This is a genomic window from Sphingomicrobium lutaoense (assembly GCF_014195685.1).
GTDB classification, from domain to species: domain Bacteria; phylum Pseudomonadota; class Alphaproteobacteria; order Sphingomonadales; family Sphingomonadaceae; genus Sphingomicrobium; species Sphingomicrobium lutaoense.
This window is the reverse complement of the sequence record NZ_JACICF010000001.1, coordinates 66,426-88,158: the sequence shown is the minus strand read 5'-3', so window position 1 is coordinate 88,158 and position 21,733 is coordinate 66,426. Positions and strand designations below refer to the sequence as shown.

The 21,733-nt window shown below is 64.2% G+C and carries 26 protein-coding genes; 15 read left to right on the top strand and 11 right to left on the bottom strand.

The features are described 5' to 3' along the window. Positions 1 to 43: 43 nt before the first annotated feature. From FHS50_RS00410 to pyk, 8 genes are all read right to left on the bottom strand, one after another. A complete protein-coding gene (locus FHS50_RS00410) occupies positions 44 to 415 on the bottom strand; it encodes a lysozyme inhibitor LprI family protein (RefSeq protein WP_183932388.1) in 372 nt (123 codons plus the stop codon). After that, positions 412 to 2,547 (bottom strand): methylmalonyl-CoA mutase, encoded by a 2,136-nt coding sequence (scpA, locus tag FHS50_RS00405; RefSeq protein ID WP_183932387.1) that lies wholly within the window; start codon positions 2,545 to 2,547, stop codon positions 412 to 414. The genes FHS50_RS00410 and scpA overlap by 4 nt, the downstream gene beginning before the upstream one ends. A gap of 35 nt (positions 2,548 to 2,582) precedes the next feature. After that, the gene (locus FHS50_RS00400) at positions 2,583 to 2,837 is read right to left on the bottom strand and encodes a hypothetical protein (protein WP_183932386.1); all 255 of its coding nucleotides are present in this window, start codon (positions 2,835 to 2,837) and stop codon (positions 2,583 to 2,585) included. Beyond that, positions 2,834 to 3,859 (bottom strand): sensor histidine kinase, encoded by a 1,026-nt coding sequence (locus FHS50_RS00395; protein ID WP_183932385.1) that lies wholly within the window; start codon positions 3,857 to 3,859, stop codon positions 2,834 to 2,836. Before FHS50_RS00395 ends, FHS50_RS00400 begins: the two co-directional genes overlap by 4 nt. Further along, positions 3,859 to 4,389, bottom strand: a complete 531-nt coding sequence (locus FHS50_RS00390) for a methanogen output domain 1-containing protein (protein WP_183932384.1) — start codon at positions 4,387 to 4,389, stop codon at positions 3,859 to 3,861. Before FHS50_RS00390 ends, FHS50_RS00395 begins: the two co-directional genes overlap by 1 nt. An 80-nt stretch (positions 4,390 to 4,469) precedes the next feature. Then, positions 4,470 to 4,889 carry a methylmalonyl-CoA epimerase gene (gene mce, locus FHS50_RS00385; RefSeq protein WP_183932383.1) on the bottom strand — a complete coding sequence of 140 codons (420 nt, stop codon included), beginning with the start codon at positions 4,887 to 4,889 and terminating at the stop codon, positions 4,470 to 4,472. A gap of 60 nt (positions 4,890 to 4,949) precedes the next feature. Next, positions 4,950 to 6,482 (bottom strand): acyl-CoA carboxylase subunit beta, encoded by a 1,533-nt coding sequence (locus FHS50_RS00380; RefSeq protein ID WP_183932382.1) that lies wholly within the window; start codon positions 6,480 to 6,482, stop codon positions 4,950 to 4,952. A gap of 48 nt (positions 6,483 to 6,530) precedes the next feature. Then, on the bottom strand, positions 6,531 to 8,018 hold the full coding sequence (gene pyk / locus FHS50_RS00375; RefSeq protein WP_183933820.1) for a pyruvate kinase: 1,488 nt from the start codon (positions 8,016 to 8,018) through the stop codon (positions 6,531 to 6,533). 133 nt (positions 8,019 to 8,151) lie between these two features. On the opposite strand from pyk, the gene FHS50_RS00370 reads away from it, so the two are divergent. From FHS50_RS00370 to pal, 13 genes are all read left to right on the top strand, one after another. Next, a complete protein-coding gene (locus FHS50_RS00370; protein ID WP_183932381.1) occupies positions 8,152 to 8,394 on the top strand; it encodes a DUF2312 domain-containing protein in 243 nt (80 codons plus the stop codon). Between the two features lie 29 nt (positions 8,395 to 8,423). Beyond that, positions 8,424 to 8,744: a heavy metal-binding domain-containing protein gene (locus FHS50_RS00365; protein WP_183932380.1), complete on the top strand. Its 321-nt coding sequence runs from the start codon at positions 8,424 to 8,426 to the stop codon at positions 8,742 to 8,744. A 62-nt stretch (positions 8,745 to 8,806) separates the two neighbouring features. Further along, the gene (locus tag FHS50_RS00360) at positions 8,807 to 9,559 is read left to right on the top strand and encodes a YebC/PmpR family DNA-binding transcriptional regulator (protein ID WP_183932379.1); all 753 of its coding nucleotides are present in this window, start codon (positions 8,807 to 8,809) and stop codon (positions 9,557 to 9,559) included. Positions 9,560 to 9,562: 3 nt separating this feature from the next. Then, positions 9,563 to 10,051 carry a crossover junction endodeoxyribonuclease RuvC gene (gene ruvC, locus FHS50_RS00355; protein WP_183932378.1) on the top strand — a complete coding sequence of 163 codons (489 nt, stop codon included), beginning with the start codon at positions 9,563 to 9,565 and terminating at the stop codon, positions 10,049 to 10,051. 25 nt (positions 10,052 to 10,076) lie between these two features. Further along, entirely contained in the window at positions 10,077 to 10,673 is a 597-nt protein-coding gene (gene ruvA / locus FHS50_RS00350; protein ID WP_183932377.1) for a Holliday junction branch migration protein RuvA, read from the top strand. Then, positions 10,670 to 11,710, top strand: coding sequence for a Holliday junction branch migration DNA helicase RuvB (gene ruvB, locus FHS50_RS00345; protein ID WP_183932376.1), 1,041 nt, complete (start codon positions 10,670 to 10,672; stop codon positions 11,708 to 11,710). Before ruvA ends, ruvB begins: the two co-directional genes overlap by 4 nt. After that, positions 11,707 to 12,876 carry a DUF3089 domain-containing protein gene (locus FHS50_RS00340; RefSeq protein ID WP_183932375.1) on the top strand — a complete coding sequence of 390 codons (1,170 nt, stop codon included), beginning with the start codon at positions 11,707 to 11,709 and terminating at the stop codon, positions 12,874 to 12,876. Before ruvB ends, FHS50_RS00340 begins: the two co-directional genes overlap by 4 nt. A gap of 45 nt (positions 12,877 to 12,921) precedes the next feature. Next, positions 12,922 to 13,383: a YbgC/FadM family acyl-CoA thioesterase gene (locus FHS50_RS00335; RefSeq protein WP_183932374.1), complete on the top strand. Its 462-nt coding sequence runs from the start codon at positions 12,922 to 12,924 to the stop codon at positions 13,381 to 13,383. Further along, positions 13,380 to 14,066: a protein TolQ gene (gene tolQ, locus FHS50_RS00330; RefSeq protein ID WP_183932373.1), complete on the top strand. Its 687-nt coding sequence runs from the start codon at positions 13,380 to 13,382 to the stop codon at positions 14,064 to 14,066. The genes FHS50_RS00335 and tolQ overlap by 4 nt, the downstream gene beginning before the upstream one ends. Then, a complete protein-coding gene (gene tolR / locus FHS50_RS00325) occupies positions 14,066 to 14,518 on the top strand; it encodes a protein TolR (protein WP_183932372.1) in 453 nt (150 codons plus the stop codon). The genes tolQ and tolR overlap by 1 nt, the downstream gene beginning before the upstream one ends. After that, positions 14,515 to 15,312: a hypothetical protein gene (locus FHS50_RS00320; RefSeq protein ID WP_183932371.1), complete on the top strand. Its 798-nt coding sequence runs from the start codon at positions 14,515 to 14,517 to the stop codon at positions 15,310 to 15,312. Before tolR ends, FHS50_RS00320 begins: the two co-directional genes overlap by 4 nt. Positions 15,313 to 15,326: 14 nt before the next feature. Further along, entirely contained in the window at positions 15,327 to 16,664 is a 1,338-nt protein-coding gene (gene tolB, locus FHS50_RS00315) for a Tol-Pal system beta propeller repeat protein TolB (protein ID WP_183932370.1), read from the top strand. Between the two features lie 23 nt (positions 16,665 to 16,687). Further along, positions 16,688 to 17,203, top strand: coding sequence for a peptidoglycan-associated lipoprotein Pal (gene pal, locus FHS50_RS00310; protein ID WP_183932369.1), 516 nt, complete (start codon positions 16,688 to 16,690; stop codon positions 17,201 to 17,203). Between the two features lie 63 nt (positions 17,204 to 17,266). Here the strand turns inward: pal and FHS50_RS00305 are convergent, their stop codons facing one another. Next, positions 17,267 to 17,575, bottom strand: coding sequence for a sel1 repeat family protein (locus FHS50_RS00305; RefSeq protein ID WP_183932368.1), 309 nt, complete (start codon positions 17,573 to 17,575; stop codon positions 17,267 to 17,269). A 94-nt stretch (positions 17,576 to 17,669) separates the two neighbouring features. Continuing rightward, on the bottom strand, positions 17,670 to 18,506 hold the full coding sequence (panC, locus tag FHS50_RS00300; RefSeq protein WP_183932367.1) for a pantoate--beta-alanine ligase: 837 nt from the start codon (positions 18,504 to 18,506) through the stop codon (positions 17,670 to 17,672). Positions 18,507 to 18,569: 63 nt separating this feature from the next. On the opposite strand from panC, the gene FHS50_RS00295 reads away from it, so the two are divergent. Together FHS50_RS00295 and pgmG are read left to right on the top strand one after the other, a co-directional pair. Further along, positions 18,570 to 19,358: a division plane positioning ATPase MipZ gene (locus tag FHS50_RS00295; protein ID WP_183932366.1), complete on the top strand. Its 789-nt coding sequence runs from the start codon at positions 18,570 to 18,572 to the stop codon at positions 19,356 to 19,358. A 5-nt stretch (positions 19,359 to 19,363) separates the two neighbouring features. Further along, entirely contained in the window at positions 19,364 to 20,731 is a 1,368-nt protein-coding gene (gene pgmG, locus FHS50_RS00290; protein WP_183932365.1) for a phosphoglucomutase/phosphomannomutase PgmG, read from the top strand. Positions 20,732 to 20,734: 3 nt separating this feature from the next. Here pgmG and FHS50_RS00285 read toward each other — a convergent pair whose 3' ends face one another. Next, on the bottom strand, positions 20,735 to 21,733 hold the full coding sequence (locus FHS50_RS00285; protein WP_183932364.1) for a ligase-associated DNA damage response exonuclease: 999 nt from the start codon (positions 21,731 to 21,733) through the stop codon (positions 20,735 to 20,737).

Here is a 21,733-nt window from a genome sequence, read left to right as displayed (position 1 = left end):
TTCGACGGGGCGATCATTAGCATTTTTCCGCGCTTTCCGGGAGTCAGCGCGCCTGCGAATCTTCCGGCATCGGCAAGCCTTCCGGATGGGCATGCCGGATTTCCTCGATACGGAGCCTGGTCAGCCTTTCAAGGCACATGCCGGTGACCATCGATTCCGCCGAGCCGCCTTCCCAGATACTTGCTTCCAGCCCGCATTGGGCATCGCGATAAGCGAGCCAGGCCCGCTGCGCAGGCCGCATCCGGTCGCGCCAATCGTCTCCCAAGGCACTCCACAAGCGATTGAGTTCGGCATCGGCGGCCTGGTAATCATGCCAGGCGCACCAGTTGAGCTCCGCTTGCGAAAAAGCCCCGGTGTCGCTGCAATCGGGTTCATCGCCCGACTGTGCCAGCAACAAGAGGAGCGGCAGGATCACTCTGCGGCCTCATCCCTCGAGGGCTTGTTGTGACCGAGCAATCGCAGCACTTCATCCGCCGCATCGGCAAGATTGGTGCCCGGCCCGAAGATCGCCTGAACACCGCGCTCGCGAAGGAATGCATAGTCCTGCGGCGGGATGACCCCGCCCGCGATCACCTTGATGTCGCTGCGGCCCATGTCCTTCAGATGGCCGATCAGCTCGGGGATGAGCGTCTTGTGCCCTGCCGCCAGGGACGATGCCCCGACCACGTCCACGCCTTCGTCGACCGCCATCTTCGCGGCTTCCTCGGGCGTCTGGAACAGCGGTCCGGCGACGATGTCGAAGCCAAGGTCGCCAAAGGCCGAACTCACGAGATTGGCGCCCCGGTCATGCCCGTCCTGGCCCATTTTGGCGACCAGCATTCTGGGCGCGCGCCCGAGCCGCTCGGTGACTTTCTGCGTGCCGTCGCGCGCGGCTTCCCAGGCTTCGTCGGCGCGCTGGCCATAGATGCCCGAGACCGGCTGCGGCACGGTATCATAGCGCCCGAACGCCCGTTCGAGCGCGTAGGAAATCTCGCCCAGCGTCGCCCGCGCCCGCGCGGCGCGTACCGACAGGCGCAGGAGATTTTCCTTGCCCCGCGCGCCCTCTTCCAGCGCCGCCAGCGCGGCCTTGACCTCGGCATCGTCGCGCGCGGCCTTGACCCGTTCGATGCGCGCGATCTGGGCGCTGCGCACCTTGGCATTGTCGACTTCGAGAATGTCGATCTCCGGCTCGTCCTTGAGGCGATACTTGTTCACCCCGACGATGACGGTTTCGCCGGTGTCGACCTTGGCCGCGCGCTCGGCGGCCGCTTCCTCGATCCGGCGCTTCGGCAGCCCTTCGGCCACCGCCTTGGTCATCCCGCCAAGCTTTTCCACCTCGTCGATCAGTTCGCGCCCGCGCTCAACCAGTTCGTTGGTAAGCGCCTCGACATAATAGGAGCCGCCCAGAGGGTCGGCGACCGCGGTGATCCCGCTTTCCTCGGCGAGGATAAGCTGGGTGTTGCGGGCGATCCGAGCCGAAAAATCGGTCGGCAGCGCGATTGCCTCGTCGAAGCTGTTGGTGTGCAGCGACTGGGTCCCGCCCAGTGTCGCGGCCATCGCCTCGATCGTGGTGCGCACGATATTGTTATAGGGATCCTGCTCGGTCAGCGAGACCCCCGAGGTCTGGCAATGGGTACGCAGCAGCTTCGATTTTTCCGACTTGGCGCCCAACTTGTCCATCAGTTCGGCCCACAGCGTGCGCGCGGCGCGCAGCTTGGCGATTTCCATGAAGAAATTCATGCCGATGCCGAAGAAGAAGCTGAGGCGCGGAGCGAATTTGTCGAGTTCCATGCCCGCCGCCATCGCGGTGCGCGCATATTCGACGCCGTCGGCCAGCGTATAGGCCAGTTCCTGCACCGCCGTCGCCCCGGCTTCGTGCATATGATAGCCGCTGATGGAAATGCTGTTGAAGCGCGGCATTTCCTCCGAAGTATAGGCGATGATGTCGGACACGATCCGCATCGATGGCGCGGGCGGATAGATATAGGTGTTCCGCACCATGAATTCCTTGAGGATGTCGTTCTGGATCGTGCCGGTCAGCTGAGCATGATCGACGCCCTGTTCCTCGGCGGCGACGATGTAGAAGGCCATCACCGGAAGCACCGCGCCATTCATCGTCATCGACACGCTCATCTGGTCGAGCGGGATGCCGTCGAACAAGAGCTTCATGTCCTCGACGGTATCGATTGCGACACCGGCCTTGCCGACATCGCCCGCGACCCGTTCATGGTCGCTGTCATAGCCGCGGTGAGTTGCCAAATCGAAGGCGACCGAAAGGCCCTTCTGACCCGCCTCGAGATTGCGGCGGTAGAAAGCGTTCGATTCCTCGGCAGTCGAAAACCCCGCATATTGACGAATGGTCCAGGGCCGGCCTGCATACATGGTTGCATAGGGCCCACGCGTATAGGGCGGGAGGCCGGGATAGCCGGGGTCGCGGCCCTCGACATCCTCGGGACCATAGACATTCTTTAGGCTGATATGTTCGGGCGTGGTGACGCGAAGATCGCGTCCCTTCGCTTCCTTTTCGGCCTTCGATTCCCAGTCGGAACGGCTTGCTTTGTCTGTCATGGCGCCTCCCTAGCGGGAACGCATGACAGGAGCAATCAGCCCATGAGTCTGAGATCAAGGAGCATGTCGAAACCCGCCACGAGAAGAAGCAGCAGCACCGCGAGATTGACGAGTAGGAGCGCGTTGAATTTCGTTTCGCCCATCTCGGCGCGTGTGGTCCGCTTGCGCCACAGAGGGATTTCCCCCGTGCGCCGCGCCTCGCGCACTCGCACTCCGACCAGCACGGCCAGCACCAGCGCGACGATGCCGACAAAGATTTCCTCGGGGCGACCCGATCCCAGTTCGTTCATGCAATTTGTCTTGGCCGGAAGCGCAGCGTCCAGCAAGTGCCCTCATCCCCGCTCTTGCAGTCGAGGCGGCCGTGCAATTGTCGCGCGAACACGCCCGACAGCCGCCTCCCCGATCCCTGCCGCGCATCCTCGGGGATGCCCGAGCCATCATCAAGCACGTCGATGCGCACCCCTCCGTCCTTCACCTGCATCGTCACGCGGATGCATCCCCCGTCCCGGTCACGGAAGGCGTGCTTGAGCGAATTGGTCATCAGCTCGTTGATCAGGATGGCGACCGGCACCGCTTCGCGCATATGGAGGCGCAAGGGATCTAGCGAAGTTTCGATCCGGACATGCTCGGGCGCGAGCGACTTGTCGATCTGGCGGCAGAGGCTGACGATCAGTTCGTCGGCGTCGAGCCAATCCACCTCGCCGCTCTGATCGAGCAAATCATGTACCGAGGCGATCGCGATGATGCGCTCGCGCACCGAAGTCAGCGCGTCGATCACCTCGGGACTGTCATCGGTTCCGCGAAGCTGGACCATCGAGACGAGGAGCGCGAGATTGTTCTTCACTCGGTGCACCAGTTCGGACCGCATATGCTGTTCGCGATCAAGGGCTTCCTGCAGCTGGATTTGCAAGCGCGAGCGCCGTTCCGCCTCCTCGTTGAGTTCATCGACCAATTGCTTGAGGCGTGAAAAACCCTGGTCGCGCCGCTGGTCTCCGACCAGCAGGAGATGGACCTCGTCGGTCAGGATGTCGCGAAGGCCGCGTCCGCGCATCTTGAGCGTCCGGCCATTGGCGAGCCAAAGATTGATCGGAACGAAGACACTGCCTCCGATTGCCCGCGTCATCAGGGCGCTAGCTCTTTGCGTATCGGCAAAGTCGCCAAGCGGCCTCCCCGGCTCTCCGCCGCCGAGGGTCTTGCGCGCCGCCACGTTGAGATCGACGATGGTCGCGTCCTCGGAAAGCAGGACGACTTCATGATCGAGCGCCTGTATCAACCGGTCCGAAATCGTCCGGCCAGGCGCGACAGGGCCCATCAGGCTGCCGGGCCCTTCACGCGGAAGAATTCGTGGCCCTCGATGTCCTCCGTGGGCTCGGGCCGCAGATGCACGACGACATGGCAGCCGGGCGCTCCCATCGCGATCGTCTCCTGGATATCGACCTTCGAATAGCCGGCCTGGTTGGCCGAAATGCGTCCGAAGACATTGTTGGTCATCTGGCAGAGCGATGGCCGCCCCTTCACCAGGTCACCGAACGGACATTTCCGGTTGCCGAGGACGATCTTGTCGTCATCGACCGATTCGATGAAGAATTCGCCCCCGATGCGTCGCTTGAGATCGACCAGCACCTCGGCCACTTCCTGCGGCGTCAGCTTGTCGCGCCCCAGTGCCTCGCAATATTTTTCCTCGATCCAGTTGCCGATCTCGCTACCCACGATCGACACATAGCCTTCGGCCTCCTCGGGACCGACGGTTTCCTCGAGCGATCCGGCGAGCGTGCGGATGATCGACCGAAAGAACAGATCTCTTTCGAGCGGAAGCTGCAGCTCTTCCATCGCCATCATCATCCCCTTTCCCCGGCGAGTCGGGAAACCGACATGGTGCGCCGCTTTGCGCGCGACGGCAAGGGATCAGGGTTAACGCAAAATCAATGGGCCTGTCTGGGGCTCTCCATGATCTCGGTCAGCACCCCTTCCATGTCCTTGGGATGGAGAAAGAAAATGGGCGTGCCATGCGCCCCGATCCGCGTCGGTCCGAGGATGCGCTTGCCCTTGCCTTCAAAATAGGCGCGAGCCTCGTCGATGTCGGGCACTTCGAAGCACAGATGATGCTGCCCGCCGAGCGGGTTCTTGGCGAGGAAATTGGTCAGCGGCGAATCCTCGCCCAGCGGCTCGATCAGCTCGATCTGGCTGTTGGGCGTGTCGACAAAGCAGACCTTCACCTTTTGCTCGGGCAGGTCGAAAGGCTCGCGGATCACCTCCGCCCGCATCGTCTCGCGATAATGGGCGATTGAGCTTTCGATCGACGGCGTCGCAACGCCGACATGGTTGAGCCTACCGAGTTTCATCGCGCTCTCCGTCAATTTCCGATGCCCCGCCCGGGTTGTTCCGGTGTCGCCGTGGCAGACTTACAGGGGAATATTGTCGTGCTTCTTCCACGGGTTTTCGAGCTGCTTGTCGCGCAGCTTGCGTAGGCCGAGCGCGACCCGCTTGCGCGTCGAGTGGGGCATGATCACTTCGTCGATGAAGCCCTTCGACGCCGCCACGAAGGGATTGGCGAAGCGGTCTTCATATTCCCGGGTCTTGGCCGCGATCTTTTCGGGATCGTCGGCATCCTTGCGGAAGATGATCTCAACCGCGCCTTTGGCGCCCATCACCGCGATTTCGGCAGTCGGCCAGGCATAGTTCAAGTCACCGCGAAGATGCTTGGACGCCATCACGTCATAGGCGCCGCCATAGGCCTTGCGGGTGATCACCGTGATCTTGGGCACCGTCGCCTCCGCATAAGCGAACAACAGCTTCGCGCCATGCTTGATGATGCCATTATGCTCCTGCCCGACGCCCGGCAGGAAGCCCGGCACATCGACGAAGGTCAGAATCGGAATTTCGAAGGCATCGCAGAAGCGAACGAAACGCGCCGCCTTCTTCGAGGAATTGATGTCGAGAACGCCTGCCAGCACCATCGGCTGGTTCGCGACCACGCCGACCGTCTTGCCTTCGATGCGGCAGAAACCCACGATGATGTTCGCGGCATGCTTGGGCTGCAGTTCGAAGAAACGTCCCTCGTCGGCCACCTTCCGGATGACTTCGTGCATGTCATAGGGCTGGTTGGCATTGGGCGGAATGACGCTGTCGAGACTGTCTTCCAGACGATCCCACGGGTCGTCGGTCGGCACTTCGGGAACTTCGTGCCGGTTCGACGAAGGCAGGTAGGAAAAGAATTCGCGGGTCGCGAGCAGCGCATCGATGTCATTTTCGAATGCCGCGTCGGCAACGCCCGATTTCTGGGTATGCGTGATCGCTCCGCCCAGTTCCTCCTGCGTCACTTCCTCGTTGGTCACCGTCTTCACCACGTCGGGGCCGGTGACGAACATGTAGCTCGTATCCTCGACCATGAAGATGAAGTCGGTCATCGCGGGCGAATAGACCGCGCCGCCCGCGCACGGACCCATGATGAGGCTGAGCTGCGGCACGACGCCCGAAGCGAGCACATTGCGCTGGAAAACCTCGGCATAGCCGCCGAGGCTGGCCACGCCTTCCTGGATGCGCGCGCCACCCGAATCATTGAGGCCGATCACGGGCGCACCGACCTTCATCGCCGCGTCCATGATCTTGCAGATCTTCTCGGCATGCCGTTCGGACAATGAACCGCCGAAGACGGTGAAGTCCTGCGCGAAGACATAGGTGAGGCGACCATTGATCGTGCCCGAGCCGGTCACCACGCCGTCGCCCGGCACCTTGTTGTCGGCCATGCCGAAGTCGGTGCAATTATGCTCGACGAACATGTCGAGTTCTTCGAAGCTGCCCTCGTCGAGGAGCACCGTCAGCCGTTCGCGCGCGGTCAGGCGACCTTTCTTGTGCTGGGCGTCGATCCTCTTTTGACCGCCACCCATGCGCGCCTGTTCGCGTTTGGCTTCAAGCTCGTCGATCGTCTTCTGCATGAACCTCTCCTGTTGGACCGGCGCGGTGGCACATGAAAAGGCTGGGCGTCAATCGCTCAGCGCCCCGTCGAGGTCGAGCTTGCGCTGGTAGATGTCGAGCTCGTCCCCGGTCAGTTTCACGACATGGATGACATTGGTCGAACCCGACGTGCCGAAGGGAACGCCCGCCATGATCACCAGCCGGTCGTCCTTGCCCGCGATATGGTGACGAAGCGCCATGCGCCGCGCCTTGCCCACCATTTCCTCGAAGTTGGTGACATCGCGCGTATGCACCGCATGGCTGCCCCAGAGAATGCCGAGGCGGCGCGCCACCTGGCGGCTCGCGGTCATCACCAGCGTGGTCACCGGCGGGCGTTCGCGAACGATCCGCCGCGCGGTTGAACCCGACGAGGTGTAGCAGCACATCGCCGTCGCGCTGATTGTTCGCGCGATGCCACGCGCGCTTTCGGCCAGCGCATCGGCGGTCGTCGCCTCGGGGCTGGTTTCGGTGAAATGGACCCGGTCGCCAAAACGCTCGTCCTCCTCGACCGCCCGGCCGATACGGTCCATCATCTTGACCGCCTTCACCGGATATTTGCCCGCCGCGCTTTCTGCCGACAGCATCACCGCGTCGGCGCCGTCATAGATGGCGTCGGCGACATCGTTCACTTCCGCGCGCGTGGGCGTGGGCGAATTGATCATCGATTCGAGCATCTGCGTCGCGACGACCACGGGCTTGCCATAATGGCGCGCGGTAGCGACGATCCGGTTCTGCACCGGCGGCACCTTCTCGGGCGGCAGTTCGACGCCCAGATCGCCGCGGGCGACCATCACCGCATCGGCGAGCGTCAGGATATCCTCGAGACATTCGACCGCCTGCGGCTTTTCGATCTTGGCCATGATACCCGCGCGATCGCCGATCAGTTCGCGCGCCTCTGCGACATCCTCGGGCCGCTGCACAAAGGACAAGGCGATCCAGTCGGCGCCCTGTTCAAGCGCGAATTCGAGGTCGCTGCGATCCTTTTCGGTGAGCGCGGGAATGGGGATGAGAACGTCCGGCACGTTAACGCCCTTGCGGTCGCGGATCGTCCCCGACACCTCGACCTCGGTGACGATCGCATCGGCGCCCGCTTCGAGCACGCGCAGGCGCATTTTGCCATCGTCGATGAGCAGGCGGCTGCCTTCGCGGATCGCGTCGAACAGTTCGGGATGAGGCAGCTGGACCCGTTCGCTGTTGCCTGGCGCATCGCTGCGATCGAGCGTGAAGCGGTCGCCTTTCTTCAGCTTCGCCTTGCCCTCGGCAAAGGTGCCGACGCGCAACTTCGGCCCCTGGAGATCGAAGAGAATGGTGGTCGGCCGACCCAGCACGTCCTCAAGCCCGCGGATATGCTGGACGAGCGCTGCCTTGTCGGCCTGCTCGCCATGGCTCATGTTGATGCGGAAGGCATCGGCGCCCGCGCGCATCAGCTTCTCGATCATCTCGGGCGTGTCCGACGCCGGTCCCAGCGTCGCGAGGATTTTCACTTTGCGGCCGCGCGGTTTGAGCGTCCTTGCCATCATCTCATTCCTTCATCGGGTCGCGCCCGCCATAACGCCCCTGAATATCATCGCAAGCGGGTTGAGCCTCGCGCATCGCTCGCTTAAGCCCGCCGGCACCCAATTCACGACCCAGGAAGATTCGGAGACATTTATGAGCGACGGTTCCATCGCGGCTGACCAGCTACGCCTTCTCATCGAGCGCATCGAGCGGCTCGAGGAAGAGAAGAAGGGCATCGCCGACGATATCAAGGACGTCTATGCAGAGGCCAAGGCCAATGGCTATGACACCAAGATCATGCGCAAGATCATTTCGCTGCGGAAGATGGAAAGCCATGAACTGCAGGAACAGGACGCGCTGATCGAGACCTACCGCGCCGCGCTCGGAATGGCCTGAGCCACATCATACGAAAAAGGGAGCCGCCGATGATCGTCACCACCACCCCTTCGGTCGAAGGCCATAAGATCGTCGACTATCTGGGCATCGCCACCGGCGAGGTCATCGTCGGCGCCAACATGTTCCGCGACATCTTCGCTTCGATCACCGATCTCGTCGGCGGGCGCTCGGGCTCCTACGAGCGCGTGCTCGAACGGGCCCGCCGCGAAGCGATCACCGAGATGGTCGAGAAAGCGCGTGCATTGGGCGGCGATGCGATCGTCGGCTGCGACCTCGATTATGAAGTGCTCGGCAAGGCCGGTTCGATGCTGATGATCTCGATCACCGGCACCGCGGTCAAACTGGCCTAAACAAATCCGTTTTCTGCCTGTATTGGGCAGCGGGAAAGAACCACACACATTCGGGATGACCCATGGCAGGCCATAGTAAATTCGCCAACATCAAGCATCGCAAGGGCGCGCAGGACAAGAAGCGCTCGGCGCTCTTTTCCAAGCTTTCGCGCGAAATCACCGTCGCGGCCAAGATGGGCCTGCCCGACCCCGACATGAATCCGCGCCTGCGGCTCGCGGTCAACACCGCGCTCAAGCAGTCGATGCCCAAGGACAATATCAAGAAGGCGATCGACAAGGCGAGCGCGTCCGAGGGCGAGGATTATGAAGAAATCCGCTACGAGGGCTATGGCCCCAACGGCGTAGCGCTGATCATCGAGGCGCTGTCCGACAATCGCAACCGCACCGCGACCAGCGTGCGCACCATCCTGTCGAAGAATGGCGGCAACCTGGGATCCAGCGGCGCCGTCGCGCACAGCTTCGATCGCCTCGGTCTCATCGAATATAAGGCCGACGGCCTCAGCGAGGAAAAGGTCCTCGAAGCCGCGATGGAAGCGGGCGCCGACGATATCCAGTCGGACGAGGAAACGCACAGCATCTGGACCGAGGCCGACCAGCTTCACGAAGTCGCAAGTGCGCTCGAAAAGACGCTCGGCGAACCCGAGACCGCCAAGCTGGCCTGGCGCCCGCACATGGAAACCGAAGTCGAGGGCAAGGATGCCGACCAGCTCGTGCGCCTGATCGAAGCCCTGGAAGATGATGACGATGTCCAGACCGTCTGGGGCAATTACACTTTCTCGGACGCCGAACTGGAACGCCTTGGCCAGGCCGACTAGGCGATGAAAATTCTCGGCCTCGATCCGGGCCTCGGCACCACCGGCTGGGGCCTGATCGAGGCGGAGGGCAACCGCATCCGCCATCTCGCCAATGGCCAGATCAAGTCGGATGCGAAAGAACCGCTTCCCGCGCGACTGTCGCATCTCGCCAGCCAGCTCGATGCCATTATCGCCGACGAAGCTCCCGACGCCGCGGCGGCCGAGGAGATTTTCGTCAACAAGAATGCCCAATCGACGCTGAAGCTCGCGCAGGCGCGCGGCGCACTCATCCTCTCGGTGGCACGCGCGGGCATCGCGCTCGGCGAATATGCCCCACGCCTCGTCAAGAAAGCGGTGGTGGGCGTCGGCAATGCCGACAAGGCGCAGATCCACGCGATGATCAAGGTACTGCTTCCCGGAGCGACCGTCGCCGGACCCGACGCCGCCGACGCGCTGGCGGTGGCGATCACCCATGCGCATCATCTCGCCGCGGGAAAGAGCGGCTTGCGCTGATGGCCCGCTCCGCTAGCGTGGACCGATGATCGCGCGCCTTACCGGAAAGCTTGCCGAAACCGGCACCGACACCTGTGTCCTCGATGTGCAAGGCGTGGGCTATCTCGTCCATGTCTCCAGCCGCACGCTCGAAGCGATCGGCGATGTGGGCGGCCATGTCATGCTGCTGACAGAGATGCAGGTCCGTGAAGACGCGATGACGCTCTACGGCTTCGCGACCGCCGCCGAGCGGGAGAATTTCGGCCATCTCACCAGCGTCCAGGGCGTCGGCGGCCGGGTCGCGCTTGCCATCCAGTCGGTGCTCACGCCGCAGGAACTTGCTGCTGCGGTCGCCAATGGCGACAAGGCGATGGTCGCAAGAGCCAATGGCGTCGGTCCCAAGCTCGCCCAGCGCATCGTCAACGAACTGGCGGGCAAATTGGGCGCGCCTGATCTCGCCGGGGCCAGCCCGGGCGCCATGCCTAGGGGCAGCATCGCCAACGACGCCCTGTCGGCGCTGGCGGGTCTCGGGTTCAAGCCCGCCGAAGCCTCGAAAGCCGTCGCCGCCGCGCAGGACGAATTGGGCAAGGACGCGACCCTTGACGCAATGGTCCGCATGGCGCTCAAGAAAGCCGCGAAATGAGTGCTACCGACCCCGACCGCCTGACCACGCCCGAACGCCGCTCCGAAGATGCCGACGCGGCGCTTCGTCCCAAGTCGCTCGACGAATTCATCGGACAGCAGGGCGCACGCGAAAATCTGCGCATTTTCGTCAATGCCGCCAAGAGCCGCGGCGAAGCGCTCGACCATGTCCTTTTCTTCGGCCCGCCGGGCCTCGGCAAGACGACGCTGGCGGGGATCCTTGCAAAGGAAATGGGCGTCGGCTTCCGCGCGACCTCGGGACCGGTCATCGCCAAGTCGGGCGACCTTGCCGCGCTGCTCACCAATCTCGAAGATGGCGATGTCCTCTTCATCGACGAAATCCACCGCCTCAATCCTGCGGTCGAGGAAGTCCTCTATCCCGCGATGGAGGACCGCGCGCTCGACATCATGATCGGCGAGGGACCAAGCGCCCGTTCGGTCCGCATCGACCTGCCGCAGTTCACGCTCGTCGGCGCGACCACGCGGCAGGGCCTTCTCACCACGCCGCTCCGCGACCGCTTCGGCATCCCGGTGCGGCTCAACTTCTATACCGTCGAGGAATTGACCGAGGTGGTGCGCCGCGCCGCTCGCCTGCTCGATGCCCCTGTGGCCGAGGATGGCGCCACCGAGATCGCGCGCCGCAGTCGCGGCACTCCGCGTATCGCTGGCCGCCTCTTGCGCCGCGTGCGCGATTTCGCCCATGCCGCGGGCGCCGAAAGCGTCGATGCGAAGACCGCCGATGCCGCCCTCAGGCGCCTCGAGATCGACGAACTCGGGCTCGACGCGATGGATCGGCGCTACCTCATGATGATCGCCGATCTCTATGGCGGCGGGCCGGTCGGCGTGGAGACGCTGGCCGCCGGTCTGTCTGAACCGCGCGACACGATCGAGGACGTGATCGAGCCTTATCTCATTCAGCTGGGACTCATTGCCCGCACGGCAAGAGGGCGTTGTCTCAATGGCAAGGGATGGACCCATCTCGGTCTCAACCCGCCCCAGGGAGCGCAGGACAATTTGTTCGATGGAGGACAGAAGTGAGGCGTGCCGTTCCCATTCTCTCGCTGCTTATGTCGGCGATCGCCGCCACGCCTGCCGCCGCCCAACCTGCCGCTCCCGACTATGCCTCCCCTTCGAGCTGGCTATGCCTGCCGGGGCGCAATGATATCTGTTCGATGCCGATCGCGGTCACACCGCTTGGCCCCGATGGTTTTGGCGAACAGAAAGTCGCCGCCGCCGCGCGCAATCCGGCGGTCGACTGTTTCTACGTCTATCCCACGATCAGCCGTGATCCCGGCCTCAATAGCGATCTCGTCACCAGCAGCAGCGAAGAGGATTTCGTCACACAATCGCAGTTCACGCGTCTGTCGGGGGTCTGCCGTCCCTTCGTTCCCATCTATCGCCAGATGACGATGGCGGCGATCGCGGTCGCCTCGACCGGGGGCGATGTCACCGAAGCCGGCATGATCGCCTATCGCGACGTGAAGGCAGCCTGGCAGGACTATCTCGCCAATCGCAACCAAGGCCGTCCGTTCGTCCTCATCGGGCACAGCCAGGGCGCGATCATGCTCCAGCGCCTGCTCGCCGAGGAAATCGAGAATAGCGACGCGCACGACCTCATGGTCCGCGCCATCCTGCCCGGCTGGAATACGCTCGTCCCCGAAGGGAAGACGGTCGGCGGCACCTTCCGCAAGACCCCGCTCTGCACCCGCGACGAACAGGCGGGCTGCGTAATGAGCTGGGTCACCTACGAAGCGGGCAAGGCACCGCCGCCTGGCGCGATGTTCGGCTACAGCCCCGAACCTGGCATGACCGTGGCCTGCACCAATCCGGCGCGGGCAGGTTCGAAGGACTGGGAAAAGCTCGACGGATTCTGGTTCGCGCGCTCCTCCTATCCGGTGCCCGGCGGCCCCGTGCGCTGGTCGGCGACCGGCGCCCCGCCGACCGCCTACATAAGCACCCCCGCATTATTGGAGGGCCGCTGCGTCAACGGCGGACCGCGCGGCTACTTCGAGGTGCGCAGCGCCGCGGGGACAGGCGACGTCCGGACCCGCAGGGTCGGCGGCGAAGTCGGGCAGTTCGGCATCTTCCTTGCAGGATGGGGCAAGCATCTGGCCGACATGTCGATCGCGCAGGACAATGTCATCGCCACCATTTCGCGCCTTGGGCGCCGGTCGCGCCTCGAGCCCGTTTCACCGACCGAGTGATCGCGACGCTTGGCGCGCAAGAGGCGGCTCGCTAAGGCGGGCGCCATGACAGGCGAGACATTGGACAGGCCCTATCGCGGCGATTTTCTGGGCAATACGCACCATTTCGCCCTGACGGTCTATTATGAGGACACCGACCTTTCGGGCATCGTCTATCATGCCAACTATCTGCGCTTTTTCGAACGCGCCCGCTCCGACATGCTGCGCAGCCTCGGCATCGACCAGCGCGCGGCATTCGAGCAGGGTCTGGGCACATATGCCGTGACCGAGATGCAGATCCGCTGGAAGCGTCCTGCCAAACTCGATGACGAGCTTGTTATCCTGAGTAAAGTCACGAAAATTCGCGCCGCGAGCTGTTTCATTCATCAACGGGTAATGCGAGGGCGTGAAATCTTGGCCGATGCGACGGTGACCGCAGCATTGCTGTCGCCCGAAGGACGGCCGGTCCGCCAGCCGGCGGAATGGATCGACAAATTTTCGGCCAAGCTGGCCAAAGGGGAAGAATGACGGATTTGACAGCTTCGGGCGACTTGATGAGCCCCCTCAACCTGTTCCTGCAGGCCGACCTTGTGGTCAAGCTGGTCATGCTGGGCCTGCTCGCGGCCTCGATATGGACCTGGGCGATCATTTTCACCCATAGCGCGCGGCTTGCCCGGGTGCGGCGGCGCACCAAGAAATATGTCAGTGATTTCTGGAACGCCAAGGACATCGACGACTTCCACGAGCGCCGGGGCCGGGAGAAGATTCCCCCCGCGATCATCCTGACGGCTTCGCTCGACGAATGGCGTCGCTCGACCCGCGGCACCGTGACCGACCGTGCGGCAGTGCGCGAACGCATCGCGATCGCCGCCGACGGCGCCATCGCGGGCGAACTCGACCGCCTTTCGGACCGTCTCAACATTCTCGCCACCGTGGGTTCGGTCGCCCCCTTCGTCGGTCTGTTCGGCACCGTCTGGGGCATCATGCGCTCCTTCACCGCGATCGCCGGGGCCAACAATACCTCGCTGGCGGTAGTGGCACCGGGGATCGCCGAAGCCCTGTTCGCCACGGCGATCGGTCTGTTCGCCGCCATCCCGGCCGTCATCGCCTATAACCGTCTTACGCACCGGCTCGACCTTTATGAAGCCGAATTGGGCCGCTTTGCCGACCGCTTCCAGGCCACACTGAGCCGGGAACTGGACAAGGGCTGATGGGCGCTTCGGTCTCCGCATCCGCACGCAGCGGGCGTGGCCGACGCAAGCGGCGCGCCCCGATGGCGGAAATCAACGTCACGCCGCTCGTCGACGTGATGCTGGTGCTGCTCATCATCTTCATGGTCACCGCTCCCCTCCTCGTCGCCGGGGTTGCCGTGGACCTGCCCGAAAGCCGCGCCGAAACGCTCGACCAAGACATGGAGCCGGTGCAATTGTCGATCGACCGTGACGGCAGCCTCACCATCGACGACACGCCCGTGGCCGAAAGCGATCTGCCCAGCCGCCTTGCCGCAATCGCCGCTCAGCCCGCTCCTCCCGAAGGACGGCGCATCTACCTGCGCGCCGACCGTAGCCTCGATTATGGCCGGGTGATGCGCGTGATGGGCGAACTCAATCGCGCCGGCCTCAATCGCGTCGCCTTGGTTTCGGTGGGAGAACAGGCACGGTGAAGCTCGACCGCGCGGAATGGACTGGCACGGGCCTCTCGATCGGCTTCCATGTGGCGCTGATCGCGGCCCTGTCGCTTAGCCTTGCCAAGGTCGCCCTTCCGCCCGAGCCGCCCGCCATCGTCGTCGATTTTGTCGACGAGGTCGGCCTCACTGCCGCCGCCCCCGTGCAGGAAAGCGCGCCCGCCGCGCAGGCCGTCTCGCCCGAACCCGAATTAGCCCCCGCTCCCGAGGTCGAGGAATTGCCTCCCCCGCCGCCTCGGGTCGAACCCACTCCTGCGCCGCGGCCGCGCGCCGCCGAGCCGCCGCCGCGTCCCAGCCCGCCTCGCGCCCGTTCCGAGACGCCGCGTCAGGAACGGCCCCGGCCCCGCCAGTCGCGTCTCGGTGATGATTTCCTCGAAGGCGTCGCCGAAGGAAATAGCCGCACCGGCAGCGCCGAGACCGGCCAGGCCGCCGCGCCGGTCATCGATGCCGCCGCCATGGCCTCGATCCAGCAGGCGATCCGCCGCCAGGTCCAGCCTTGCGCGGACCGGCAGATCGACCCGGGCCCTGGCGCCAACCAGATCCGCGTGACGCTCAATCTGCGCCTCGCGCCCGACGGGCGACTTTCGCGTCCGCCGCGCGTTGTGCGAACGCAGGGCGTCAATGCCGATAATGAACGTTACGAGGAGCGCGTGAAGGACCTCGCGATCAACACCTATGTCGATTGCTCGCCGCTTCGCGGCCTGCCGCCCGAGCTGTACAGCACGGCCCAAGGCGGCTGGTCGAACATCAACATGACCTACCGCCTGCCTTGAGGAGAGCCCCACCCATGTCCAAGCTCATCGCCGCCTTCCTCGCCATCGTGCTCTGGCCCGCCGCCGCCTTCGCGCAGGATAGCGATGCACCTCCGCTCGAGGTCGATGTCATCGGCGGCCAACAGGGCAATCAGCCCGTCGCGGTGCCGACCATGGCGGTGCCTCGCCCGCAGGAAACCAGCGCGGGCAACACCGTCGCGCTTTCGCGTTCGATTTCCGAGGTCATCGCTTCCGATCTTCGCTTGACCGGCGTTCTTACTCCCATCGGTCCCGTGGGCCTTCGCGGCCTCGACTTCGACGAAGTCACCGATCCCACGTTCGACGACTGGCGGCGAGCCGGGGCCTCCGCGCTCGTCTCGGGCTTTGTCGAATCGCGCGGCGGCGACCGGATCACGGTGGGCTGCTATCTGTTCGACACGGTGACGCGCCGCGAACTTGCGCGCGAAGGCTTTTCCGTCGCCGCACAGGATTGGCGCCGCGCCGCGCACAAATGCGCTGACGTCGTTTACACCCGTCTTACCGGCGAAGGCGCCTTCCTCGACACCCGCATCGTCTATGTCGCCGAAACCGGCCCCAAGAATGCGCGGGTGAAGCGCATCGCCATCATGGATTCGGACGGTTCGAACCATCGCTATCTCACCGATGGCGCCGATACCGTTGTCACTCCGCGCTTCTCGCCCGACGGCTCGCAGCTCGTCTATATGAGCTACAAGGGCCGCCGCGCCCGTGCCCGCGTGCTCGATCTTGCGACCGGCCAGGACCGGTTGCTGGTGCCGGGCACCGCGTTCACTTTCGCGCCGCGCTTTTCGCCCGACGGCCGCTTCATCGTCTTCTCGATGGGCACCTTCGGCAATAGCGACATCTACATCGTCCCCGCTCGCGGAGGGGAACCCCGCCGTCTGACCACGGCGCCGGGCGTCGATACCTCGCCGAGCTTCTCGCCCGACGGTCGCCAGATCGTCTTCGAGAGCGATCGTTCGGGCTCGCAGCAGCTTTACGTGATGAATAGCGATGGCAGCGGCGAGCGGCGCATCAGCTTCGGCGGCGGCAGCTATGCCTCCCCGGTCTGGAGTCCGCGCGGCGATCTCATCGCCTTCACCCGTATCGGCGGCGGCGCCTTCCGTATCGGAGTGATGAGCGCGTCGGGACGGGGCGAGCGGCTGCTCACCAACAGCTGGCAGGACGAGGGTCCGAGCTGGGCCCCCAATGGGCAGTTCGTGATGTTTCACCGCACGCGCCGCGGTAGCGGTGAAGCCAGTCTTTATGCCGTCCCCGTCGGGGGCGGGAGTGCGCGTCTGTTGCCGACCCCGCTGGGTGGATCCGATCCCAGCTGGTCACCGTTGAAGGATTAATCGGTTTCTTAGGGAGAATGAATATGCGTCATATTGCGATTGCCGGTATCGGCGCGCTGGCTCTCACGCTCGGCGCTTGTGCCAATAAGGACAAGGCGGTCGATACGGCCACCAGCGATGTCCCGGCGACGGCGCCCACGGGGGATGCCGATGACGAAGTCGATCTGGTCGAACTGCCTGGCGCTCAGGCCGATCTGATTGCGAATGCGGGTTCGGACACGGTCTATTTCGCGACCGACGAAAGCCTGCTCGATGGCCCGGCCAAGGCCACGCTCGCAGCCCAGGCGCGCTGGATGCTCGCCAACCCGACGGTGCGCGCCTCGATCGAAGGTCATGCCGACGAACGGGGCACCCGCGAATATAACCTCGCTCTGGGTGAACGGCGCGCCAATGCCGCCAAGCAGTATCTGATGAGCCAGGGTGTTCCGGAAAGCCGTCTGACCACGCTGAGCTGGGGCAAGGAGCGCCCGGTCGCGGTGGGCTCGGATGAAAGCGCCTGGGCGCAGAACCGTCGTGCCGTGACGGTCGTCGTTCGCTAAGGAATGAATGAAAGGCGGTGCGGGGCCACCATGCGCCCCGCCCGTCGATCCTCGGCGAAGGAATCAGGCTGCGCGACCCTGGTGCATCGTGCCGCTGGCAGCGAGCCATGCCCGCGCCTGGCGCTGGGCCTCGGAAATTTCGCGCGCCGTCATCTCGACGCTGATTTCGGCGCGGCAGTGCTGCGAACGGGTGTCACCGTTCAGCGCGGCGAGATTGAACCATTTGTGCGCCTCGACCAGGTCGACTTCCGCGCCGCCACGACCCGTCGAATAGGTCACGCCCAATTCGAACAATGCATCGATGTCGCCCCGCTCGGCGTCGGCCAGCCGGGCCTCGATCATGAACTGCGCATTTTTTTGACTGATCGCCATTTTTCTTCCCCCTTGAAATCCGTTGAACCCAGATTTCGCGGCGAGGTCCGAACAAATGGTTAACGCAAATTATCCATGATCCGGATGGCGTGTCCTAAATGACACGCAAATTGTCGATGAGGCGGATTTTTCCGAGGAAAGCCGCCGCGATCAGCCTACTTCCCCCGCGTCGTTTCTCCAGCGGTTCCAGCGTGGCTTCATCGACATAGGCCAAATAGTCTATCGGCCCGAAACCCGCTTCGCTCACCTTCGCCTTGGCCTCGGCAAGGACTTTGGCGGGCGTTTCGCCGTCGCGAATGCGCTCGGCGGCCTCTTCGAGACTACGCGCTAGCGCCGGAGCCGACTTCCGCTCTTCGGCACCGAGAAGTGCGTTGCGAGATGACAGTGCCAGCCCGTCTGCGGCGCGGATCGTGGAATGGCCGACTATCTCGACCGGCAAGCCGAGGTCGGTCACCATCCGGCGGATGATCGCCAGTTGCTGGAAATCCTTTTCGCCGAAAATCGCCATGTCGGGCCGTGCGGCGATCAACAGTTTGGCGACCACCGTGGTCACGCCGTCGAAATGGCCGGGACGGTGCGCGCCTTCCCACCGCTCGGTGAGGCACGACACACTCACACTGGTTGAGAAACCTTCGGGGTAGAGATCGTCGGCGGAAGGGATCCACAGCAGGTCACAGCCCGCCGCATAGAGGTTTTCGGCATCGCTTTCCTCCTGCCGGGGATAGCGGTCGAGATCATCCTTGTCGTTGAACTGGAGTGGATTGACGAAGATCGACGCCATCACTCGGCCTGCTTTCTCGCGTCCCGCCTCGACCAAAGCGAGGTGGCCATCGTGCAAGGCGCCCATGGTCGGCACCATCGCCAGCCGGCCTCCGGCCTTGAGGGCATCGACTGCGCCGCCCAAGCCCTTCAATCCACGAATGATTTGCACGGGGGTGCGCCCTCCGATAGAGATTTGAGAAGGACGAGTTATACCGGGGGGCAGTGAAAGGCCATGGGCCAGCCGCATTTCATCATCTTCGCCAATGAAAAGGGCGGGACGGGCAAGTCGACCACTGCGGTCCATACCGCGATCGCGCTGGCCGCATCGGGCTATCGCGTGGCCGCGCTCGACCTTGACGAACGGCAGCGCACGATGACGCGCTATCTCGAAAATCGCACCGCGACCATGAACCGGCTTGACGTCGACCTGCCGCACGCCAGCTATGCCGTGCTCGAGGGCCGCACCGTCGAGGAGTTCGAGGCCGCGGTCCAGCAGCTTGCCGCCAACGCCGATGTGGTGATCATCGACACGCCCGGCCGCGACGACGACATCGCCAAGGCCGCGATCCTCAAGGCCGATACGCTGGTCACGCCGATGAACGACAGTTTCGTCGATCTCGATCTCATCGGCCAGGTGGACCCCGACACCTACAAGATTGCACGCCCCAGCTTCTATGCCGAACTGATCTGGAACAGCCGGCAACGGCGCGCCCAGGCCACCGGCAAAAGCGTCGATTGGGTGGTGCTGCGCAACCGCCTCCAACATATCGACAGCCACAATCTGCGGCGCGTCGGCGCGGCGCTCAACGAGCTCGCGCGCCGCGTCGGCTACCGGGTGATTCCGGGCCTTTCCGAACGCGTGATCTTCCGCGAACTCTTTCCCAAGGGCCTCACATTGCTCGATCTCGAACAGATGGGGGAAGTGCAGATCGCCCATGTTACCGCTCGGCAGGAATTGCGCGAAATGATTTCGGGGCTCGACATTCCGGGCCTCGCGGAACGGTCTCCGCTGGTGGCCTGACGGGCATGGCGCACCGTTTCGCTCCGGCGATCCTTCGTCAATATGACATTCGCGGGGTCGTCGGCGACACGCTGGGCAGCGAGGATGCCTATGCGCTGGGACGGTCCTTCGCCTCCATGGCCCGCCAGCGAGGAGCCAGGCGGATCGCTGTCGGGCGCGACGGGCGCGATCATTCCCCGATGCTCGAAAAGGCGCTCGTGCGCGGCCTCGTCGAAGGTGGGATGCATGTCATCCGGATCGGCCTCGGTCCCTCGCCGATGCTCTATTACGCCGCCGCCACGCTCGATGTAGACGGCGGGATCCATGTCACCGGAAGCCATAACCCCGCCAGCTACAACGGCTTCAAGATGCTGCTCGGCGGTGCATCGGTGCATGGCGAGGATATCGTGCATCTCGGCCGCATCGCCACCCAAGGCGACTGGCCCGAGGGCGCCGGGAGTGTCGATGACGCCGATGTCCGCACGGCCTATGCCGATCGCCTGGTCGAGGATTTCCGCGGAGGTGCTTTCCGCATCGGCTGGGATGCCGGCAACGGCGCGGCAGGCCCCGCGATCGAGGAACTGACCCGACGCCTGCCGGGCGAGCATCACCTTCTCTATACAGAGGTCGATGGCAGCTTTCCCAACCACCATCCCGATCCGACCGTCCCCGCCAATCTCAAGGCGCTCCAAGAGCTCGCGCGCGACAAGCAGCTCGATTTCGGCGTGGCCTTCGACGGTGACGGCGACCGGATCGGCGCGGTGGACGGCAAGGGTCGGATCCTCTGGGGCGACCAGATCCTGATGCTGCTTGCCGAACCGGTGCTCAAGGAATTGCCGGGCGCGACGATCATCGCCGACGTCAAGGCCAGCCGCACTCTTTTCGACTATGTCGCCGCGCTCGGCGGACAGCCCTTGATGTGGAAAACGGGGCACAGCCTCATCAAGGCCAAGATGGCCGAAACCGGCGCTCCGCTCGCGGGCGAAATGAGCGGCCACATCTTCTTCGGGCACCGTTGGTACGGGTTCGACGATGCACTCTACGCCGCGGTACGCCTGATCGAGGCGGTGCATCAAAGCGGCCAAAGCCTGGCCGAACTTCGCGACGCCATGCCGCGCGCCGTGGCCACGCCCGAAATGCGCTTCGCGGTCGGCGACCAGGACAAGTTCGCGGTGATCGAGAGGCTGCTGGCCAACCTGCGCGCCGAAGGAGTCGATATCGACGATACCGATGGTGCGCGCGTCACCAATGGCGATGGCTGGTGGCTTCTCCGCGCCTCCAATACCGAGGACGTGCTCGCCGCACGCGCCGAAGCGCAGGACGAAGGCGCGCTCGCCCGCCTCGTCGCCCAGATCGACGAAGAACTGGGCAAGCTCGGGATCACCCGAAGCTAGACTCTAATCGTCCTCGTCCTCGCGCCCCACGAGGTGCAGCGCGCGGCTCTTGATCTGGTTGAGCATGCACCAGCGCATCAGCGCGTCCTCGCGCCCATGGGTGATCCACACTTCCTCGGGCGCCACCTCGCGGATCGTCTCGGTCAATTCGTCCCAATCGGCATGGTCCGAGATCATCAGCGGCAGCTCGACATTGCGCTGGCGCGCGCGCTGGCGGATCCGCATCCAGCCGGATGCCATCGCGGTGATCGGATCGGGCAAGCGGCGCGACCAGCGGTCGTTGAGCGCGCCCGGCGGACAGATCACGATATGCCCGCGCATCTCGTCCTTGCTTGCCTCCGCCACCGACCGAAGCGGCCCCAGCGACACGCCCAGTTCCTCGTAGAGATGGCACAACCGCTCCATCGCGCCATGGTAGAAGATCATCTGGTCATGCCCGCGCAGCCGCAGTTCCTTCACGACCCGCTGCGCCTTGCCCAGCGCATAGGCCCCGACCAGCACGCAACGGTCGGGCTCGTCATGCAGCCGCTTTAGCAGTCTGTCGATCTCGGCCTCGGTGGGCGGGTGGCGGAACACCGGAAGCCCGAAGGTCGCCTCCGAAATGAAGATGTCGCATGGGGTGACGACGAAAGGCGCACAGGTCGGGTCGGGCCGGCGCTTGTAATCGCCCGACACCACCACCCGTTCACCCTGATATTCGAGAAGGATCTGCGCCGATCCCAGCACATGGCCCGCCGGAATGAAGCTTACATCGACTTCGCCGATGCGCATCACTTCGCCGGTCTCGACCGGCCGCTCGGTCTGCTGGCCGTAGCGCACGCCCATGATCGCCAGCGTTTCGGGCGTCGCCCACACCTCGCCATGCCCGCCCCGGGCATGATCGGCATGGCCGTGCGTCACCAGCGCCTTCGCCTTGGCTTCGGAGGGATCCACCCACGCATCGGCCGGCTTGACGTAGATGCCTTCGGGAAAAGGCTCGATCCATGAACCCAAGCGGGGCAT

Bases quoted from the DNA above. Each gene is read 5' to 3' on its own strand.
- scpA (WP_183932387.1), bottom strand. From the start codon at position 2,547: ATGACAGACAAAGCAAGCCGTTCCGACTGGGAATCGAAGGCCGAAAAG.
- FHS50_RS00400 (WP_183932386.1), bottom strand. From the start codon at position 2,837: ATGAACGAACTGGGATCGGGTCGCCCCGAGGAAATCTTTGTCGGCATC.
- FHS50_RS00395 (WP_183932385.1), bottom strand. From the start codon at position 3,859: ATGGGCCCTGTCGCGCCTGGCCGGACGATTTCGGACCGGTTGATACAG.
- FHS50_RS00390 (WP_183932384.1), bottom strand. From the start codon at position 4,389: ATGATGATGGCGATGGAAGAGCTGCAGCTTCCGCTCGAAAGAGATCTG.
- mce (WP_183932383.1), bottom strand. From the start codon at position 4,889: ATGAAACTCGGTAGGCTCAACCATGTCGGCGTTGCGACGCCGTCGATC.
- FHS50_RS00380 (WP_183932382.1), bottom strand. From the start codon at position 6,482: ATGCAGAAGACGATCGACGAGCTTGAAGCCAAACGCGAACAGGCGCGC.
- pyk (WP_183933820.1), bottom strand. From the start codon at position 8,018: ATGGCAAGGACGCTCAAACCGCGCGGCCGCAAAGTGAAAATCCTCGCG.
- FHS50_RS00370 (WP_183932381.1), top strand. From the start codon at position 8,152: ATGAGCGACGGTTCCATCGCGGCTGACCAGCTACGCCTTCTCATCGAG.
- FHS50_RS00365 (WP_183932380.1), top strand. From the start codon at position 8,424: ATGATCGTCACCACCACCCCTTCGGTCGAAGGCCATAAGATCGTCGAC.
- FHS50_RS00360 (WP_183932379.1), top strand. From the start codon at position 8,807: ATGGCAGGCCATAGTAAATTCGCCAACATCAAGCATCGCAAGGGCGCG.
- ruvC (WP_183932378.1), top strand. From the start codon at position 9,563: ATGAAAATTCTCGGCCTCGATCCGGGCCTCGGCACCACCGGCTGGGGC.
- ruvA (WP_183932377.1), top strand. From the start codon at position 10,077: ATGATCGCGCGCCTTACCGGAAAGCTTGCCGAAACCGGCACCGACACC.
- ruvB (WP_183932376.1), top strand. From the start codon at position 10,670: ATGAGTGCTACCGACCCCGACCGCCTGACCACGCCCGAACGCCGCTCC.
- FHS50_RS00335 (WP_183932374.1), top strand. From the start codon at position 12,922: ATGACAGGCGAGACATTGGACAGGCCCTATCGCGGCGATTTTCTGGGC.
- tolQ (WP_183932373.1), top strand. From the start codon at position 13,380: ATGACGGATTTGACAGCTTCGGGCGACTTGATGAGCCCCCTCAACCTG.
- tolR (WP_183932372.1), top strand. From the start codon at position 14,066: ATGGGCGCTTCGGTCTCCGCATCCGCACGCAGCGGGCGTGGCCGACGC.
- tolB (WP_183932370.1), top strand. From the start codon at position 15,327: ATGTCCAAGCTCATCGCCGCCTTCCTCGCCATCGTGCTCTGGCCCGCC.
- pal (WP_183932369.1), top strand. From the start codon at position 16,688: ATGCGTCATATTGCGATTGCCGGTATCGGCGCGCTGGCTCTCACGCTC.
- FHS50_RS00305 (WP_183932368.1), bottom strand. From the start codon at position 17,575: ATGGCGATCAGTCAAAAAAATGCGCAGTTCATGATCGAGGCCCGGCTG.
- FHS50_RS00295 (WP_183932366.1), top strand. From the start codon at position 18,570: ATGGGCCAGCCGCATTTCATCATCTTCGCCAATGAAAAGGGCGGGACG.
- pgmG (WP_183932365.1), top strand. From the start codon at position 19,364: ATGGCGCACCGTTTCGCTCCGGCGATCCTTCGTCAATATGACATTCGC.
- FHS50_RS00285 (WP_183932364.1), bottom strand. From the start codon at position 21,733: ATGCCCCGCTTGGGTTCATGGATCGAGCCTTTTCCCGAAGGCATCTAC.